Annotated in this window: 15 protein-coding genes; 11 read left to right on the forward strand and 4 right to left on the reverse strand. The window is 60.9% G+C overall.

Translation table 11 applies throughout. The annotated features are described in order from the left end of the window. Nucleotides 1-112: 112 nt before the first annotated feature. Complete coding sequence (serA, locus tag MHAR_RS04320) at nt 113-1,684, forward strand: phosphoglycerate dehydrogenase (RefSeq protein ID WP_014586394.1); 1,572 nt, start codon at nt 113-115, stop codon at nt 1,682-1,684. Nucleotides 1,685-1,692: 8 nt separating this feature from the next. Here serA and MHAR_RS04325 read toward each other — a convergent pair whose 3' ends face one another. Next, nucleotides 1,693-2,394 (reverse strand): (5-formylfuran-3-yl)methyl phosphate synthase, encoded by a 702-nt coding sequence (locus tag MHAR_RS04325; RefSeq protein WP_014586395.1) that lies wholly within the window; start codon nt 2,392-2,394, stop codon nt 1,693-1,695. A 27-nt stretch (nt 2,395-2,421) separates the two neighbouring features. Between MHAR_RS04325 and MHAR_RS04330 the strand changes: the two genes are divergently transcribed. After that, nucleotides 2,422-3,114: a HisA/HisF-related TIM barrel protein gene (locus MHAR_RS04330; protein WP_014586396.1), complete on the forward strand. Its 693-nt coding sequence runs from the start codon at nt 2,422-2,424 to the stop codon at nt 3,112-3,114. A 48-nt stretch (nt 3,115-3,162) separates the two neighbouring features. Here the strand turns inward: MHAR_RS04330 and MHAR_RS04335 are convergent, their stop codons facing one another. Further along, the gene (locus MHAR_RS04335) at nt 3,163-4,878 is read right to left on the reverse strand and encodes a ferrous iron transporter B (protein WP_014586397.1); all 1,716 of its coding nucleotides are present in this window, start codon (nt 4,876-4,878) and stop codon (nt 3,163-3,165) included. A gap of 207 nt (nt 4,879-5,085) precedes the next feature. On the opposite strand from MHAR_RS04335, the gene rlmJ reads away from it, so the two are divergent. The 8 genes from rlmJ (at nt 5,086) to MHAR_RS04375 (ending at nt 12,329) form a co-directional block, all read left to right on the forward strand. Next, on the forward strand, nt 5,086-5,874 hold the full coding sequence (gene rlmJ / locus MHAR_RS12405) for a 23S rRNA (adenine(2030)-N(6))-methyltransferase RlmJ (protein ID WP_014586398.1): 789 nt from the start codon (nt 5,086-5,088) through the stop codon (nt 5,872-5,874). Nucleotides 5,875-6,033: 159 nt separating this feature from the next. Beyond that, nucleotides 6,034-7,959 (forward strand): bifunctional acetyl-CoA hydrolase/transferase family protein/GNAT family N-acetyltransferase, encoded by a 1,926-nt coding sequence (locus MHAR_RS04345; RefSeq protein ID WP_048144354.1) that lies wholly within the window; start codon nt 6,034-6,036, stop codon nt 7,957-7,959. Between the two features lie 284 nt (nt 7,960-8,243). Then, nucleotides 8,244-9,248 (forward strand): hypothetical protein, encoded by a 1,005-nt coding sequence (locus MHAR_RS04350; RefSeq protein ID WP_014586400.1) that lies wholly within the window; start codon nt 8,244-8,246, stop codon nt 9,246-9,248. 22 nt (nt 9,249-9,270) lie between these two features. Next, the gene (locus MHAR_RS13265; RefSeq protein ID WP_143763281.1) at nt 9,271-9,837 is read left to right on the forward strand and encodes a hypothetical protein; all 567 of its coding nucleotides are present in this window, start codon (nt 9,271-9,273) and stop codon (nt 9,835-9,837) included. 105 nt (nt 9,838-9,942) lie between these two features. Continuing rightward, on the forward strand, nt 9,943-10,311 hold the full coding sequence (locus tag MHAR_RS04360; RefSeq protein ID WP_081472266.1) for a TM2 domain-containing protein: 369 nt from the start codon (nt 9,943-9,945) through the stop codon (nt 10,309-10,311). 357 nt (nt 10,312-10,668) lie between these two features. After that, a complete protein-coding gene (locus tag MHAR_RS04365; protein ID WP_048144827.1) occupies nt 10,669-11,094 on the forward strand; it encodes a VOC family protein in 426 nt (141 codons plus the stop codon). Nucleotides 11,095-11,108: 14 nt separating this feature from the next. Beyond that, nucleotides 11,109-11,438: a helix-hairpin-helix domain-containing protein gene (locus tag MHAR_RS04370; RefSeq protein WP_014586402.1), complete on the forward strand. Its 330-nt coding sequence runs from the start codon at nt 11,109-11,111 to the stop codon at nt 11,436-11,438. A 240-nt stretch (nt 11,439-11,678) separates the two neighbouring features. After that, nucleotides 11,679-12,329: an N-glycosylase/DNA lyase gene (locus MHAR_RS04375; protein ID WP_014586403.1), complete on the forward strand. Its 651-nt coding sequence runs from the start codon at nt 11,679-11,681 to the stop codon at nt 12,327-12,329. On the opposite strand, the gene MHAR_RS04380 is transcribed toward MHAR_RS04375, so the two are convergent. Together MHAR_RS04380 and MHAR_RS04385 are read right to left on the reverse strand one after the other, a co-directional pair. Further along, nucleotides 12,322-13,011, reverse strand: a complete 690-nt coding sequence (locus MHAR_RS04380; protein WP_014586404.1) for a DUF4130 domain-containing protein — start codon at nt 13,009-13,011, stop codon at nt 12,322-12,324. The genes MHAR_RS04375 and MHAR_RS04380 overlap by 8 nt on opposite strands. Further along, nucleotides 13,011-14,222 carry a radical SAM protein gene (locus MHAR_RS04385; protein ID WP_014586405.1) on the reverse strand — a complete coding sequence of 404 codons (1,212 nt, stop codon included), beginning with the start codon at nt 14,220-14,222 and terminating at the stop codon, nt 13,011-13,013. Before MHAR_RS04385 ends, MHAR_RS04380 begins: the two co-directional genes overlap by 1 nt. Nucleotides 14,223-14,571: 349 nt before the next feature. Between MHAR_RS04385 and MHAR_RS04390 the strand changes: the two genes are divergently transcribed. Next, nucleotides 14,572-17,082, forward strand: a complete 2,511-nt coding sequence (locus MHAR_RS04390) for a proprotein convertase P-domain-containing protein (RefSeq protein WP_014586406.1) — start codon at nt 14,572-14,574, stop codon at nt 17,080-17,082. Nucleotides 17,083-17,187: the final 105 nt, after the last annotated feature.

Below are 17,187 nucleotides of genomic sequence, written 5' to 3' on the forward strand. Positions count from 1 at the left end.
TTAAGAGGCCCCGGCAAAATCGAACCTCCGCCGACCTCGGCCAATCCCGTCTCGACTCCGTCGAAAAGGTAAAATGCCTGTACATCTCTGGACACCGATGGAGGAGATTGTCATGAAGGTCCTTGTCAGCGACCCTCTCTCGGAAGAGGGCGTGCGAAAGCTGGAGACGGAGATGGAGGTGGACGTCATCACCAACCTCTCCCCCGAAGAGCTGGTAGAGAGAATCAAAGATTACGACGCCCTCGCCATCAGGAGCGGGACGAAGGTGACGGCGGAGGTGATCGCCGCCGCCGATAAATTGAAGGTCATCGGCCGGGCCGGGGTCGGCGTCGACAACGTCGACATCGACGCCGCCACCAAGAAGGGGATCATCGTCGTCAACACCCCCGGCGGAAACACAATCTCGGCGGCGGAGCACACCATCGCCATGATGTTATCCCTCGCGAGGAACATCCCCCTGGCGAACGCCTCCCTCAAGGCCGGAGAGTGGAACCGGAAGAAGTATACCGGGGTCGAGGTCTACAACAAGACCCTGGGGATCGTCGGCCTCGGGAGGATCGGAGCCGAGATCGCCTCGAGGATGAAGGCCTTCGGGATGCGGATCCTCGCCTACGACCCCTTCGTGACGGCGGAGAGGGCGGCTGACCTCGGAATCAGGCTTGCGACCCTCGACGAGATCTTCAGAGAGAGCGACTTCATCACCGTCCACACCCCCCTCACCAAGGAGACCCGAAACCTCATCGATGAGGACCAGTTCAAGATCATGAAGCCCGGGGTCCGGCTGATCAACTGCGCCCGGGGCGGGATCATCAACGAGGAGGCCCTGGCGAAGGCGGTCGCCGAGGGGAGGGTGGCGGGGGCCGCCATCGACGTCTTCACCAAGGAGCCTCCAGCAGGTAACCCCCTCCTCGATCAGGCCGGGGTCATCGTCACCCCCCACCTCGGAGCCTCCACCGCCGAGGCCCAGGTGAACGTGGCGGTGGCGGTCGCCGAGCAGATCCTGGCGGTGGCGCGAGGCGAGCTCCCCCCCAACGCCCTGAACATGCCCGCCATCTCCTCGGAGACCCTGGCTGCCATGCGCCCCTTCATGGACCTGGTGGAGAAGATGGGGCGGCTCGCCGCCCAGCTCGGGGAGGACGGCTACGACCGGCTGGAGATCGTCTACGGCGGGACCGTCGCCGAGAAGGATACAAAGCCCGTCACCATATCGGCGGTGAAGGGATTTCTGGACTCCCTGGGCCACAGCGCGAACTTCGTAAACTCCCTCGTCAAGCTGAGGGAATGCGGGATCGCCCTCACCGAGAGCAAGACCGATTCGACGAACGGGTACAGCAACATCGTCACCCTCACCCTCTCGGGGCCCAAGGGCTCGGTATCCGTATACGGAACCGTCTACGGCAAGAACGAGGGGAGGATCGTCCAGATCAACGAGTACCGGGTCTACGTCCCCACCGAGGGTTACATGATCATGGCGATCCACGAGGACCGGCCGAACATCATAGGTCCCTGCTGCGTCGTTTTGGGCGAAGACTCGATCAACATCGGCGGTATGCACGTCGGGAGGAAGGCCTCGGGCGGGGAGCAGATCATGGTCCTGAACGTCGACCACCCCGTCTCCGAAGAGACCCTGGGGAGGCTCACCTCCGTCTCGGGGGTCATCAAGGCTAAGATGATAAAGCTATAAAAAGAGCTTCAGGAGAGGTCGGCCTTCATCCGTCTGACCAGCTCCTCCTTTATCTCGCCGGCCCGGTCCCCGCCGCAGACCGCTCCTCTGACCCCGATGATCTCGGGGCCGACCCTCTTCAGAAGCGCGAGGTCCCCAAACTTAATCGTCCCGGCGATGGCCACCTCCATCCCCAGGTCGTGGCCGAGGGCGATGAAGTCGGAGATCTCCGATTCGGTCATGAACTCGAAGGTCGTCCTCCCGTCCTTGATCGCGGTGTCGACCATCACCACGTCGGCCCCGCACTCGGCGGCCACCTCCGGCAGGTCCATGGGAGAGATCGACCCGACCCGGGAGGCGTCGGAGTAGGCCGCGGCCACCAGCCTCTTATTGGCGTCGAACTCCTTGACCGACCTCACCAGGGGTCGGAGCATCTCCGCCGCTTCATCCCGGTCCCGGATCTTTAGGAGCCCCACCTTGATGTAGTCGGCTCCGGAGAAGGCGGCTCCTAGGGCGGCGAGGCTGGCGGTCCCGGGCTTGAAGTCGAAGTCGCCGATGGTGGCGCTGACGGGGACCCTTCCGGCGGCGACCTCTGCGACGGACCTGATCACCCAGGGGAAGTTCGCCCCCAGGGACCCCTCCCGGGGGTTCTTGACGTCCAGGATGTCTGCGCCTCCTGCCATCGCCGCCTCCGCCTCGACGGCGTTAATCGGACTGACCAACAACCTCATATCGTCCCATCCTCGTTCTGTAAAATCATGACGCGCTGCGTCTTTGTCCTCGACCTATTTAACGGTTCGGCGGTCCACGCCGTCCGGGGGGAGCGGAAGAAGTACCGACCGATCCAGGAGATGAGCAAGATCGTCGGAACCTCCAGCCCCCTGTCGATCCTGGATCTTCTCCGGCCGAAGGAGGTCTACGTCGCCGACCTCGATCGGATCATGGGGGCCGGCGAGAACCTGGACCTGATCGGCGAGATCGCCAGAAGGGCGGAGACTATGGCGGACATCGGGATCTCGTCGAAAGATGAGCTGGACCTTCTCCCTCCATCGGTCAAGCCGGTCCTGGGGACGGAGACGGGGTTCATATCCCTCCTCGAGGAGGCGTCGTCGAGAAGGGACGTAGTCGTCAGCATCGATCTATTCGGGGGGGAGGTCCTATCCCGGGACCCCGCCCTCAAGATCCCGCCCCTCGACCTGATCAGGAAGCTGAACCCGCTCCCCATCAGGGAGGTCATACTCTTGTCCCTGGACCGGGTGGGGACCTCAAAGGGGCTCGATGAGCGTTTTCTCCGTGCGGCCGCAGATCTCAGCGATCATCCCCTCCTCCTCGGCGGCGGGGTAAGAGATGTTCGGGACTTGGAGCGGCTGGAGGATTTGGGGCTCGCCGGCGCCCTCGTCGCCACGGCGGTCCACCGGGGGAAGGTCCCCCTCGACGCCCTCAGAGGATGAGTTCCTTCACCTCCGTGGCCCTCTCCCAATTTCCCCCCCTCCGCCGGATCAGATCGAGAGGAGGGCGTTGAGGATCGTCCCGACGATCGTCGCCGCCAAAACCATGATCAGAGCCGACCTCGCGGTGTTCTTCAGCCCCAGCTCCTTCATGAAGACGGCGAAGGTGGCAACGCACGGGAAGTACATCGCGAGGACGACGGAGGCGACTACCAGCTGGCCCGCCGTCATCCCCAACGGCGCCAGCATCCCCACAGCCACGTCCTTTCTCAGAAACCCGACGATCATGGTGGCAGCGGCGTCCTTCGGGAGGCCGAAGAGGCCGGTGATGATCGGCTCCGCCAGGCCTCCGACGAGATCGACGACCCCGGCGATGAAGAGGACGTTCATCAGGAAGACCCCCAGGAGGACGTAGGGGACCGCCTCCTTCAGGAAGTGCTTCGACCTCATCCAGGTCTTCTTGAAGAGGGCTCTTCCGTCGGGGACCCGGTAGGGAGGGATCTCAAGGAAGATCTCCGGCGACTCCCCGCCTACGATCCTCGAGAGGATGAAGCCGGCGGAGATGAAGACGAGGAAGAGGGTCCCGTAGACGACGGCGATGTACCGGAGGCCGAAGGGGCCGAGGAGCCCCCAGATCATGGCGTTCTGAGCGGCGCAGGGGACGGAGACGGCCATCAGGGTGGCGGCGAGGTACCTCTGCTTTTCCGACTCCAGGACCCTCGTGGCCATCACCCCCGGGACGTTGCAGCCTAGGCCGAGGATGCACGGGACCACCGCAGCGCCGTGGAGGCCGACCCGGTGCATCAGGGCGTCGACGAGGACGCTGATCCGGGGGAGGTAGCCGACGTCCTCCAGGACCCCGAGGACGATGTAGAAGGGGATGACGAAGGGGAGGACCATCCCCAGGGGGACGTAGAGGCCGGTGGTGAGGAGGCCGAAGGAGGTGTCGATCTCCGGGGATGTCCCGATGAGGATGTCGCGCAAGATGCCGGAGGTGTTCTGGCCGACGACCTCGGTGATCCAGGCCCCGTAGAAGGCGAAGGCGGGGTCGAGGATGGTGTCGATGAGAGCCTCCCCGACCTTGATCACCCCGGTGAAGGATATGTATAGAACGAGGAGGCCGAAGGGGACGCCGAAGAGGGGCTTGATCGTCGCCTCCTCCAGCTTCTCGAGGAGGGAGGGGTGCTTGTGGACGACCCTCTGGGACCGCTCTACGATCTCGCCGACCCGCGCCCACCTCTGGTCCGCCGACTCGAACCTCACCGGGGTAGGAACCCGAGCCCTCGGTATCGCCTCCGCAAGCTCCCTAATCCCCTGGCCGCTGACCGCCACCGCCGGAACCACGGGGACCCCCAGCTCCTCCTCCAGGGCGGCGAGGTCGATCTCAATCCCCGTCCTCGTCGCCACGTCCCAGAGGTTGAGGACGACGACCGTCGGGAGCCCCCGCTCCAGGATCTGGAGGGTGAGGTTCAGGTTCCGCTCGAGGTTGGTGGCGTCTACGACGTCGACGACGACGTCCGCCCCCTCCTCGAAGATCTCCCTCGTCACCTCCTCCGCCCGGCAGGAGGGCTCCAGGGAGTAGACGCCGGGGGGGTCTATCACCTCGGCGCTCTCCCCAGCGATGGAGGTCCTGCCGAGGGTGTACTCGACGGTGGTTCCCGGGTAGTTGGAGGAGATCACCTCGATCCCCGTGAGCCTGGAGAATACGACGCTCTTTCCGACGTTGGGGTTTCCCATCAGTATTATCTTCAAAACCGGAAGCTCCATTCAATTATCGGGCCGGACCTGATCCGATATGATCCCCAGGCTCCGGCCCCCATGCCTCCTTCGGCCTCTCGCCGCTATCTCTTATATCGCTTTTGCCCACCCCCGCGCCTCCCGGCTCACAGCCCCATTTTTCTCCGTCGCCCCCATCCCGTCCTTCCGCCCGATCGTCGGGGCAGCTTTATCACCGGAGGAGGCCGAAGGAAGGGCATGGCCTACGACCACCGCCGCCACGCCGGGAACGCCGGAGACCTCTGGAAGCATATCGTCCTCGCCGAGGTGGCAGACCGGCTCTTCGAGGCGGGAGTCCGGGTCTACGTCGAGAGCCATGCCGGCCGGCCAGGCTACCGGCTCCGCCCGGGCGGGGAGTGGGAGGGGGGGATCGGGCGGCTCTGGCCGATTCCGGTGGGGATGGCGGCCCGTCCCTACTTTCAAATCCTCGCCGCCTTGAACCCTCAGGGCCTTGAGCTGTATCCGGGGTCCGCCTCCATCGTCCTCCACCTCGCGAGGAAGCGCGGCTTCTCCCTGAGGGCAGAGCTCTGGGATACGAGCCCCGAGGTCGAGGCGGCCTGGTTCTCCTCTCGCCAGGAGGGGGTCCGGTTCCACCTGGGGGACGGCTTCTCCGGGGCGGGGCGGCTCGCCCGGGAGCTGAAGGAGCCCGCCCTCCTCCTCGTTGACTCCCCCTGGACCGACCCCCGGGACGCCGACCTCGCCCGAGGGCTGATCTCTGAGGCCGTCGGGGCCGGGTGGGTCGTCCTCTCCTGGGAGGCGATCGACGGGTCGACCCGCAGGGAGGCGGCCTTCCGCCGTCGAGGGTTCGATCTCCTCTTCGAGGAGGCGGGGCTCGCCGGCTCCGGGAAGGGGGCGAGGATGACCCTCGCCTGGGGGGATCGGCATCCATACCTGATCGACGATCTGATCGGGGGGCTTTTGGGGATCGAGGAGGAGCTCCCCAGGGCGGCTAGGCGGATGACGGTCCGGATGTCAGAATCTTTTTAACGTATCTCCGCCAAGCTGAGGCCGGAAGATCGAGGCCCCATCTTTTGCCTCCAGGCCGAGGGCCGAGGATGGGGGGGTCGAGGCCGGGGGAGGCGTGCGGGATTTTGGGGATAGGGTGTATAGGTGGATGAGGAGATTATGGCGCAGGGGGACATTCCGATGAAGAAGGAGAAGAGGGATCTGGATCAGGATCTGGATCAGGATTACAGGCGGGAGAGGGAGATCTGGCCGGAGAAGTTCGCCTCCGTCGGCGCGATATTCAGAAAGATCCACCCCGGCGACCGGATATTCATAGGGACCGGCTGCGGCGAGCCCCAGCACCTCCTCAAGGCCCTCGTCGAGTACGTAAAAAGTAACCCCAAGGCCTTCTTCGAGGCGGAGGTGATCCACGTCTGGTCCCTCGGGGTCGCCCCCTACGCCGATGAGAAGCTCGCCGAGAACTTCCGGCTCGACTCCTTCTTCATCGGCGACAGCACCCGGGACGCCGTCAATCGGGGGGCGGCCGACTACACCCCCATCTTCCTCTCCCAGGTCCCCGATCTGTTCCGAAGAGAGATCACCCCCATCGACGTCGCCCTGGTCCAGACCTCTCCCCCCGACGAGCACGGGTACATGAGTCTGGGGGTGTCGGTCGACATCGTCAAGGCCGCCCTGGAGATGGCGCCCCTGGTCATCGCCCAGGTGAACCGGTTCATGCCCCGGATCCACGGCGACGGCTTTCTGAGCGTCGAGGATGTGGACTATCTCGTCCCTTACGACGAGCCGCTCCTGGAGTACCGGCCCGCGGACGTCTCCGACACCGCCGCGAGGATCGCCTCCTACGTCGCCCGGATCATCGAGGACGGCTCGACGGTCCAGGTGGGGTACGGCTACGCCCCCAACGCCCTCCTCAGCCACCTGCACAAGAAAAAGCACCTGGGGATTCACACCGAGCTTCTCACCGACGGGATCGTGGAATTGATGAAGTCAGGGGTCGTCGACAACTCCAGAAAATCCATCGACCGGGGAAAGACCGTCGCGGCATTCTGCATGGGGCGGGCCGAGACCTACGAGTACCTGGACGACAACCCGTCGGTCGAGTTCAAGACCATCGACTACACCAATAACCCCCTGATCATATCGAAGATCAAGAGGATGACCGCCATCAACAGCGCCATGGAGATCGACCTCACCGGCCAGGCCACCGCCGAGTCCCTCGGGTCCACATTCTACAGCGGGATCGGGGGGCAGGCGGACTTCATGCGGGGCGCCCTCCTCGCGCCGGGGGGAAAGTCGATCCTCGCCCTCCCCTCCACCGCCCTCGGCGGCAAGGTCTCGCGAATCGTCCCCGCCCTCCTCCCCGGCTCCGGCGTCACCCTGACGCGGGGGGACGTCCAGTACGTGGTCACCGAGCGGGGGATCGCCTACCTCCAGGGCAAGAACATCCGGGAGCGGGCGATGGACCTCATCTCAATCGCCCACCCGGACTTTCAGCCCTGGCTGATCGAGGAGGCAAAGAGGCTTAATTTGATCTACCAGGATCAGCCCTTCATCCCCGGCAAGGGCGGCGAGTACCCCGAGCACCTCGCCATTCACAGGACGACCCGGTCCGGCCAGGGCCTCGATATCCTCCTGCGCCCCGTCAGGATCAGCGACGAGCCCCTCATCAAGGAGTTCTTCTATTCCCTATCCGACGAGAGCCTCTACAGCCGGTTCATATCGGCGAGGAGGAACGTCCCCCGGGAGGTGAGGCAGGAGTTCGTCGCCGTCGACTACTCCCGGGACATGGTGATCCTGGCGGTCGTCGAGGAGGAGCGCGAGCAGGAGACGGCCGTGGGCGTCGGCCAGTACAGCCTCAACCCTGATATGCACACCGCAGAGGTGGCTTTGGTCGTGAGAGACGACTTCCAGGGCAAGGGCGTGGGAAGCGAGCTCCTCCACTATCTCACCTACCTCGCGAAGAGGCAGGGGCTTCTAGGATTCAGCGCCGAGGTCCTCGTCACCAACCGGCCTATGATGGCCCTCTTCGAGGGGATGGGCTTTGAGATCGAGAAGAGGAGGGAGGAGGGGGTCTTCGAGATGAGGATGAGGTTTCGGGAGGTGTGAGGATGATCTCGGGGAGAGAGGGTTTCGCCTTCTGGAATTTCGTCCAATTTTTCCAAGCATGAAAACTCTATCTTTCAAAAACCTACCCAAAAGCTTTTTGTATGTTAATTCCATTTCAAATCACAAAGAGGGAAAAGGAATAGAAATACCAGGAGGAATACCAGGGTAACTTCCTACGATCCTGGCAGTTCTGGGCTATCTGCACCGATCTACGGATGTGAACTGTCCGGATATGTCGTTCAAATTGACCTGGAGTTGTTGAACTGAAGCTGAGGTGAAATGAGATGGGATGGAAGGGAACAGTTCGGAGTATAGGCGCTGCATCTCGTAGGATGGAACGCGAATCGAGGAGGAGAAGTCGTGAACTTGAAAGGCAGCAACATCAAATTGAGAAAATGCAGGAGCTAGAACGAGCTACTTATGAAGTTGAAGTATATGAGAATTATATAGAACGACTTCAATCAATGCACAAAGAATGCAGCGAAACTTGTGACTGGGGAGAAATAAAATTGATGAAGCCGCCAGAACGCCCTAACAAGTTGAGAATGCACGAATCAGAAGCACAATCTGCACTGGACAATTATAAGCCTGGACTCCGTGATAAGCTATTAAAGAAATCTGAAGACTTACGTCAGAAATTGGTAAACGAAGTCGAATATGCAAAAGAGACTGATAGAAGAGAATATCAAGAAGCGTTGGAACAGCACGCTTTAAATTATTCGGACTGGGAGGTATCGATTAAAGTCGCAGAAAAAATGATTCGAGGCGATCTCAAAGCATATTTCGACGCAATAGAACAGGCAAATCCATTCGAGGAACTTAAGGGGGTCGGTTCAGGCATAGAATTCAAGATGGGTAAGGAATCCATCATGAATGCCATATTGCATGTAAATGGCGATCATGTCATTCCTTCTGAGGCGAAGACCCTATTAAAAAATGGGAAACTCTCTGTAAAACCTATTCCAAAAGGGAAGTTCTATGAAATTTATCAAGATTATGTATGCAGTAGCGTTTTGAGGGTAGCAAGAGAGTTCTATGCGCTCTTGCCTGCGGATATGTTGATAATTACTGCCATGACCGATTTGCTGAATACTAAAACGGGTCACATCGAGGAACAACCGATACTGTCAGCTGTAATCCCAAGGAAAACGCTAGAACGTCTTAATTTTGAGACATTAGACCCGTCCGATTCCATGGGGAATTTTGTTCACCAGATGAATTTCAAAAAGACAAAAGGGTTTTCTGCTATTGAGCCCATCACACCAGAATCCTTAGATTTGGAAACATGAATGGTATGAGGAGGAGAATTAAATGGGAACTAAAGAAAAATTCTTGGCAATCTTGTGGGTAGCATGCGTATCCGCTTTGCTTTGTGGATGTCTCGGAGGAGAGTCGAACGAGATGCAAAGTTCTTCAGGATCAGCTTCTGCATCTGAGGTTTTGACTTATTCGACCGATCTCGGGGACGTGAATATAGAAATTCCGTATAAACTTGAACCAAATAAAGGATCGAGCGGAACTGTGCTGAACTTGGCAAAACCGGGAATGATCAAGCCATTGGTCGTCATCCTTCTACAGGATACGTGGGGAGAAAATTTAGAGACCTATGCGGCTAGCATGGTCGGTGAAGATGAGACATACACGGAAATGACCACCGATGACGGGCATAGAATGCTGTTCTATACAACAGATGCCGGTCGAGATCGAGAAGGCAAGCCTATTTATCGCTACTTTGGATTTATTGACTACCTTGCCGAGAAGAACGTGGTCATAGAGATTTTTGGCTACTCGAAAACCGTGTTAGACGGGGATGTTATAGCAGTCTTTGATGAAGATGTGTTCAAGAATATGTGTCAATCATTTGCCTTCGTTAGTTGAATAGAGATGATAAATCATCTCTATTCTTATTTCGTTTTCAATTGACCGTTCAATATAATGTCCATTTAGGACTGCTTAGGGTTTTAACCGAAACGTTTTTCTAATATGTTGTACGTTATTTTTTATCATCTAATTGTAAGCGTATATTGGAGGGAAGATACGTTGGAAGCTCAAGCCAAAAAGTTTTGCTCTGAATGTGGAGAAGCGATCAACCCCAAGGCTGAGATCTGTCCGAAATGTGGCGTCAGAGTTGCACCAGCACCGGCCAATAATTCTAAGAGTAGAGACACTGCAGGATTGCTTGCTCTTTTCTTGGGTGGCTTGGGAGCCCATAAGTTTTATCTTGGCAATACAAAAATGGGGATAATCTACATCCTCTTTTGCTGGACCTTTATCCCGGCTATTATAGGCTTTTTCGAAGCAATCCAATTCTTCCGTATGCCTCATGATGTGTTCCATGCGCGGTACGGTTGAATGGATTACCCTAATTTTTCTCTCTAGATTCATTATTTTAGCTTTAAAGAAGTTTATAATCACAGTGCTGTCAATTATGCCTTAAGAGATAAGTTCTAGCTGAAAATGAAAAACTTGGGCTAGGCATGACTACAGAAGAACTTTAGACCAAACAACTTGCCGGACGATGAGGGTTTTCTCCTACACCCTTGCCGCCCATAAAATTTAGGAAAATTTAAAATTCTACTTTTATATTTAGGTGGGCTCACCTGACGTTCTCGATTTTTTAATTGTCTGGAGCCTCAACCCGAAGATCTTTATCCCTCCGAATCCTTTTACTCGCACCGGATCATGGAGTTGGTCTTCGGGAGAGAGAAGATGGAACCACGTCTGAATATCGTGACTCTGGGGGTCGAGGATCTGGAGAGGGCCGTCTCCTTTTATAAGGACGGCCTCGGCTGGCCGCTCTCCAGCATCAGCGGAGGCGACTATGCCATATTCAAGACCAGCACGGGAACGGCGCTGGCCCTATTTCCCCGCCGTCTCCTGGCGGAGGATGCCTGCGTTCAAGACCGCGGGGGGTTTGGAGGGATCACTCTCGCGCAGAACGTTCCGTCCAGAGAGGAGGTCGACGGGGCGCTCTCGCAGGCCGTTTCTGCCGGCGGAACCCTTCTTAAGAGGGCATCTGACACCGATTGGGGAGGCTACTCTGGATATTTCGCCGATCCTGACGGCCATCCGTGGGAGGTGGCATATAACCCCCTCTTCGAACTTCGGCAGGGCAAATTGGTGCTGCCTGATTGAGGGGCAGATCGTCTATGAACCGGGAGAAGTTCACCAGATTGGAGGAGATCCCCAACGTCGGCCCCTCTATAGCGGAGGATCTGCGCCTGGTCGGGGTCTCTCATCCGCAGGATCTGATAGGGCGAGATCCATATCAGATGTACGAGGAGCTGTGTCTGAAAACAGGGGAGCAGCATGACCCCTGCGTCATCGACGTCTTCATCTCCGCCGTCAGATTCATGGAAGGCGAGCCCCAACGGCCCTGGTGGGCTTATACCCCGGAGCGGAAGGAGAGGCTAGCCGGCGGGGATGCGTTCGGCGATGCCAAATGCTCCAGGGGACGGCCACCCGAAGGAAGCCGCTGAGCCTGGCCGCTGGGAGTGATACGGAATGCTCTGGGGGAAGGGCCTCCCCCCCTCCCTCGCCTGGACGGCGGGAACGATCTTCACCGATCAAAAGAACGTCCGCTTCAGGAGAGAATAGGAGGAAGACGGAAGGCCTGAGCAGACGGAGCCGCCGGAAAGTCCTGCTCGGAGGGCGGCCTATCCTGCGGCCCCCCCTGGAGTTCCGACACCGTCTTATCGGCCGGCGACGAGGGAGGGGCGATGAACTCCGATAGAATCGAAGAGCTCATAGCCTTCCACCATGCGACGAAGGAGGAGATCGCTGGCCGCCTCGCCGACTTCCGGCGGATCTGGGCCGCCGGGTCGGACGAGGACCTCTTCGCCGAGCTCGCCTTCTGCCTGCTGACGCCCCAATCCCGGGCCCGGGTCTGCTGGCCCGCCGTCGAGCGGCTCCGGGGCTGCGGCCTCCTCTTCTGCGGCACCGCCGGAGAGGTGGAGGGGGAGCTGGAACGCGTCCGGTTCGCCGAGACGAAGGCGGGGCGGATCGTCGCCGCCCGCCGTCAGTTCACCCGAAACGGTCGTCTTGCGATCCGGGCGGTCCTGGAGGGGTTCGCAGACCCCCGAGCCGCCCGGGAGTGGCTCGTCGGAAACGTTTCGGGGTTGGGCTACAAGGAGGCGGGCCACTTCCTCCGGAACATCGGCCTCGCGGAGGAGCTCGCCATCCTCGACAGGCACATCCTGAAGAATTTGGTCATACTCGGCGTCATCGACGAGATCCCGAAGTCCCTCACAAGGAAGAGGTACCTGGAGATCGAGAGGAGGATGATGGAGTTCTCGCAGAAGACGGGGATACCCATGGGCCACCTCGACCTCCTCCTCTGGTCGAAGGAGACGGGGGAGATCTTCAAATGAAATCCTGGAGCTTTGCGCTGCCGCTACCCTTTTCGGCATCGAGGCCGGCAGACTTGATAGACCTCTTTGAGATCCGACCGCCGTACCTCCTCCCGCCCGCCTTCCGGGGCTCGTCCAGGCTTTGGTAGTAGACGGTCCAGAGGTCGGCGGCCGCCGTCCCGGGCCGCTCCACAGCCCCTATATGCTGCGGCTCCACCTTCGTTTCGGCTTGATCTTTTCCTCCCTTCTCTTCCGACCTCTGGCGCCCCTCCTCCTCGCCCTCCTGGGCCAGGAGATCCATGATCCCGGATATCTCCGAGAGGGTGGCGGCGAGGCCGCCGCCCTCCTGGTGGAGTAGGAGGCCCCCGGCGTACAGGGACGACCAGGACCTCCTCCCGTCCCCGAGGACGATAAGCTTTCCAGGAAACCTCCTCGCGAAGAAGTCAGAGACCTCAAACCCGACGTCGTGATGGGGGGAGATCCTACCCCAGAGGACCCGGTCCCCCAGGGGGGCGAGCCTGATAAAACCCCTCATCCTGCAGACCTCGCCCCGGACGGCGAGGGCCATCCTCCGGATCCTGAGGACCTCCGGGTCCGTCGAGCCCTCCATCTCCTCCGGCGAGAGGGTCTTCGCCCGGCCCATCAGCCGGTCGTTCGAGTCGCGGTGGGCGGCGAGACGCCAGAGAAGCTCTCCCGTCCTCATCACGCCCCCCACCGGTCCAGGGTCGCCCCCGCCTTTCCTCCTACCTTCAGGAACGGCCCCGCCCGCCGGGCGGCGACGCCCAGCTTGGCCAGATCCCCCATCCTCTCGATCCGGCTATTTTTTCTACAGATGAGGATCCTCCTCGCGGTTTTGGGGCCTATCCCCGGGACCCTGATAAGCTCCGCAAAGGAGGCGCCGTTCGGGTCGACCGGCTCCTCGAGGCTCGCCCGGGCGATCTCCACCTTCGGATCGCTGTTGCGGAGGAATCCGTCGTCGTCGAAGGCGGCGGCTATCTCCCCTTCGTCGAGCTTGTAGACCCGACGGAGCCAGTCTATCTGGTAGAGGCGGTGCTCCCTCCATGCCGGCGCCTTCTTTCGGTCCTCGAAGGCCGTCCCCGCGAGAGGGGTGAAGGCGGAGAAGTAGACCCGCTTAAGGTTCAGGATGTCGTACTCGATGAGCATCCGGTCGAAGATCTCCCGGTCGGTCTCTCCGGCCGCCCCCACCACCATCTGGGTCGTCTGGCCGGCGGGCAAGGCGAGATCTCGGGAGAGGTCCCGGATGTACCTCTGCCTCGCCAGGATGTCATTTTCGTACTCCTTGGAGGGGCAGAGCTCCGCCATCCTCGCCGCTGACGGCCCCTCCAGGTTCACCGAGACCCGGTCGGCGAGCTCCATCGCCTGTCGGACGTGCTCCTTCGAGGACCCGGGGAGGATCTTGAGGTGGACGTATCCCCGGAAATGGTGGGCCGTCCGCAGGAGCCGGACCGCCTCGATCATCTCCTCCATCGTTTCGTTTTCGTCCCTCCCGATCCCGGAGCTGAGGAAGAGTCCCTCGATTCTGTTCTCTTGATAGAGGTCGAGGGTGATCCTCGCCAGCTCCTCCGGGGAATAGGAGAAGATCCTCTTTTTTGCGGAGGTGGAGGCGTTGGGGCAGTACCCGCAGTCGTGGGGGCAGGCGTTGGTGTAGAGGGTCTTGAAGAGGCTGACGCACCTTCCGCTTCCGGTGAAGGAGTGGCAGAGCCCTCCCCGCAACGCCGAGGCGAGGCCTTCCTCTCTTTCCCTCCTCGCCGCCGAGGAGGTGCAGAGGTCGTACTTCGTCCCCCTTCCCAGGGCCTCCACCTTGGCGAGATCGAGGGCGTGGCCGGAGGCAGGGCCGACGGAGTCGAAGCTGCTCCCTGCGGCGAGGCGGGCCATCTTCTCCAGGGTTGTCACCTTCGGATGATCGCCTTTCCTTCTGATAGGATCATGGGTAGCGGGGGGCGAAAGTATCCTCTCTCGGGTTTGACCGCCACTTTAAGTAACATAAAAGTTTATGGAAACCTCTCATGGGATGGCGTCATTTTTAATGGATGGACATACCCGGAGATGGAGCAAAAAATAGATACTATCAATCCCTCTTATCTTTTAAATAGTCCTTCATGGTTTGAAGATCTCAAATACGAATTTTTAATATAAATATAACAGTTTGGTTTGATACTGCCGGAGATATATCCAACTAATCGAAGGAGATATATCTCTTGCAGGTACAAAATAGAAAGATGTTATATCTAAGGTGATGGCCATGACCAAGGAAGATACGACATACACCTACCGGGCGGGAAAGAAGGTCCCCCTCGAGAAGGAGGAGGACCAGTTCGTCGTCCGGGCGCTCCCGGAGGATCTTGAAGAGATGGGGATCTCCGATGCCGAGAGGGTCTCCTCTCGATCCTCGAAGGTCACGACGAGGGCCGGGGATCTCGAGCAGCTGATGAGCATGACCAGACACATCGCCCCCACCCACCACGCCTACCGGGTCGCGGAGACGGGGGAGGAGTTTCTGATATCAGACCGGATCATCGTCACCTTCCGGGAGCCTCTCCCGGCTGAAGATGTGGATGCCTTCGCCGGGAAGTACGGCCTGTTAAGGCTCAAGTCCTACTCCGACCGGGACCACCTCTTCCAGCTGACCGACGGGACGGGGATGAACCCGGTGAAGCTGGTGGTGAAGCTGATGGAGCAGGAGCCGGCCGTCGAGACCGCGGACCACGACCTCAACCGGCGGATGGCCACCTACGATTTCGAGGTTCCGAGGGACCCCGCTTACTCCCTCCAGTGGCACCTCCACACCCGTTTCTCCGGGAGGAGCTTCGATCCCCGGTCGTCGTCGATGTGCGAGGACGCCTGGCGGATCCTCGGGAGCTTCGGGAGCGGAAGCGTCGTCGTCGGGGTCACCGACGACGGATGCAGGCTCGACCATGCCGACTTCGACTCCCCCGAGAAGTTTGCCGGATGGGGTTACTTCAGGGGGACGACCCTGGTCAAAGAGATCAACATCGGTGCCGACCCCTCCGAGATGTACACCCGGGGCGACGACCACGGAACCTCCTGCTGCGGGGTGATCGCCGCCGAGGCGGACTCGGCCCTGACGGTGGGAGCCGCCCCCGGCTGCCGCCTCCTCCCGATAAAGTGGGAGGTGGACGACTCGGGGTACCTGCTCATCAGCGACGACAAGGTCATGACGGCCCTGAGCTACCTCGCCGACAAGGTGGACGTCCTCTCCAACTCCTGGGGGTCGAGCCCCACCCTCGACTTCGCCCCCGCCGTGGTCCGGCTGATCGGCGACCTCTCCAGGGCCGGGGGGCGCCGGGGGCGGGGTATCGTCTTCGTATGGGCCGCGGGTAACGCCAACTGCCCCGTAAATCACACTGGCTCGATGGAGGTCCCCTTCACCGACGGTTGGGTGATCAGGCCCGACGGAAGCCCCCTCTGGGTGGGGGTCGATACCGCCCGCAGGTTCGAGAACCAGCTCGTCGGCATCCCCGGGGTGATGATCGTCGCCGCCTTATCGAGCATGGCCCAGAGGAGCCACTACTCCAACTACGGCAGCGGTATCTCCATCACTGCCCCCACGAGCAACCTCCACTCCTACTACAGGCTGACCCTCCAGGGGCTCGGGATCACCACCGCCTCCGGCGAGCGTATCCCGGTGACGGAAGAGTTCGGCGGCACCTCCAGCGCCGCCCCCCTGGTGGCGGGGATAGCCGCCCTGGTCATCTCGGCAAACCCCGACCTGTCGGCCCTGGAGGTGGTATCGATCCTGAAGAGGACCGCCTCGAAGGACCTGAACCTCGGCGGGTACTCCCGGACGCCCCCCGCCAGCTTTGACCCCGATACTAGCTGGGACGTCTCGCCGATCCCCCCCTTCGACCGCGGCGATTTCGTCGACGTCGGAGACCCGGCCGGGAGCTGGAGCCCGTGGTTCGGCCACGGCCGGGTCGATGCGGCGAGGGCGGTGGCCGAGGCCCTCCGCCTCCGGGGCGAGGGGAGGGACAAGGTCTTCAAGCAGGCCCGAACCCCGGACCTCCCCATCCCCGACAACGACCCCGAGGGGGTTAGGGATTCGATCTCCTTCTCCGAGGCCGCCAACCTATCCAGGGCCCGGGTCACCGTCGACATCTCCCATTCCTTCATCGGAGACCTCCGGCTGACCCTCATCGCCCCCTCGGGGAAGTTCGTCGTGATCCACGAGAGGAACGGCGGCGGCTCCGACGACATCAGGGCGACCTTCGACCCGATGACGACCCCCGCCCTCGCCTCCCTCGCCGGCCAGTTCGTCCAGGGGGACTGGACCCTTCTCGTCCAGGACCTGGCAGCTCGGGATACGGGGAGGCTCAACCGGTGGGAGCTGGAGATCGAGGGGGAGAAGGCCGGGTCCGTCACCCTGGAGGACGCCCCGGCGGCCACCATCCCCGACAACGACCCCAGCGGGATCGTGGCGGCGATCAGCACCACCGACCCCGGGAGGGTGAGGGATTTGGAGGTCTACGTCGACATCACCCACGGCTTCATCGGCGACCTGGAGGTGACCCTCATCTCCCCGGCGGGAACGGCCGTCCCCCTCCACCTGCGGGAGGGGATGGCCACAGACAACATCATCAAAAGCTACACCTCCGCCACGACCCCCGACCTCCAGAAGCTCCGGGGACAGCAGGTCCGGGGAGCCTGGAGGCTGAAGGTCGCCGACCTCGCCAGGTCCGACGTCGGTAAGCTGAACCGGTGGGGTCTGAGGATAGCGAAAGAGGCGGAGGCCTGATTTGAAACCACCGGCGTAGGGGACCGCCGGATCGACGAGACTCGGCTTCCCGGCAGCCGAAGACCTTCGGCGGGACGGCAGGCAGATCCGGACCCGGCCCCCTCC

Origin of the sequence: Methanothrix harundinacea 6Ac (assembly GCF_000235565.1) — an archaeon.
In the GTDB taxonomy this organism is placed as follows: Archaea; Halobacteriota; Methanosarcinia; order Methanotrichales; family Methanotrichaceae; genus Methanocrinis; species Methanocrinis harundinaceus.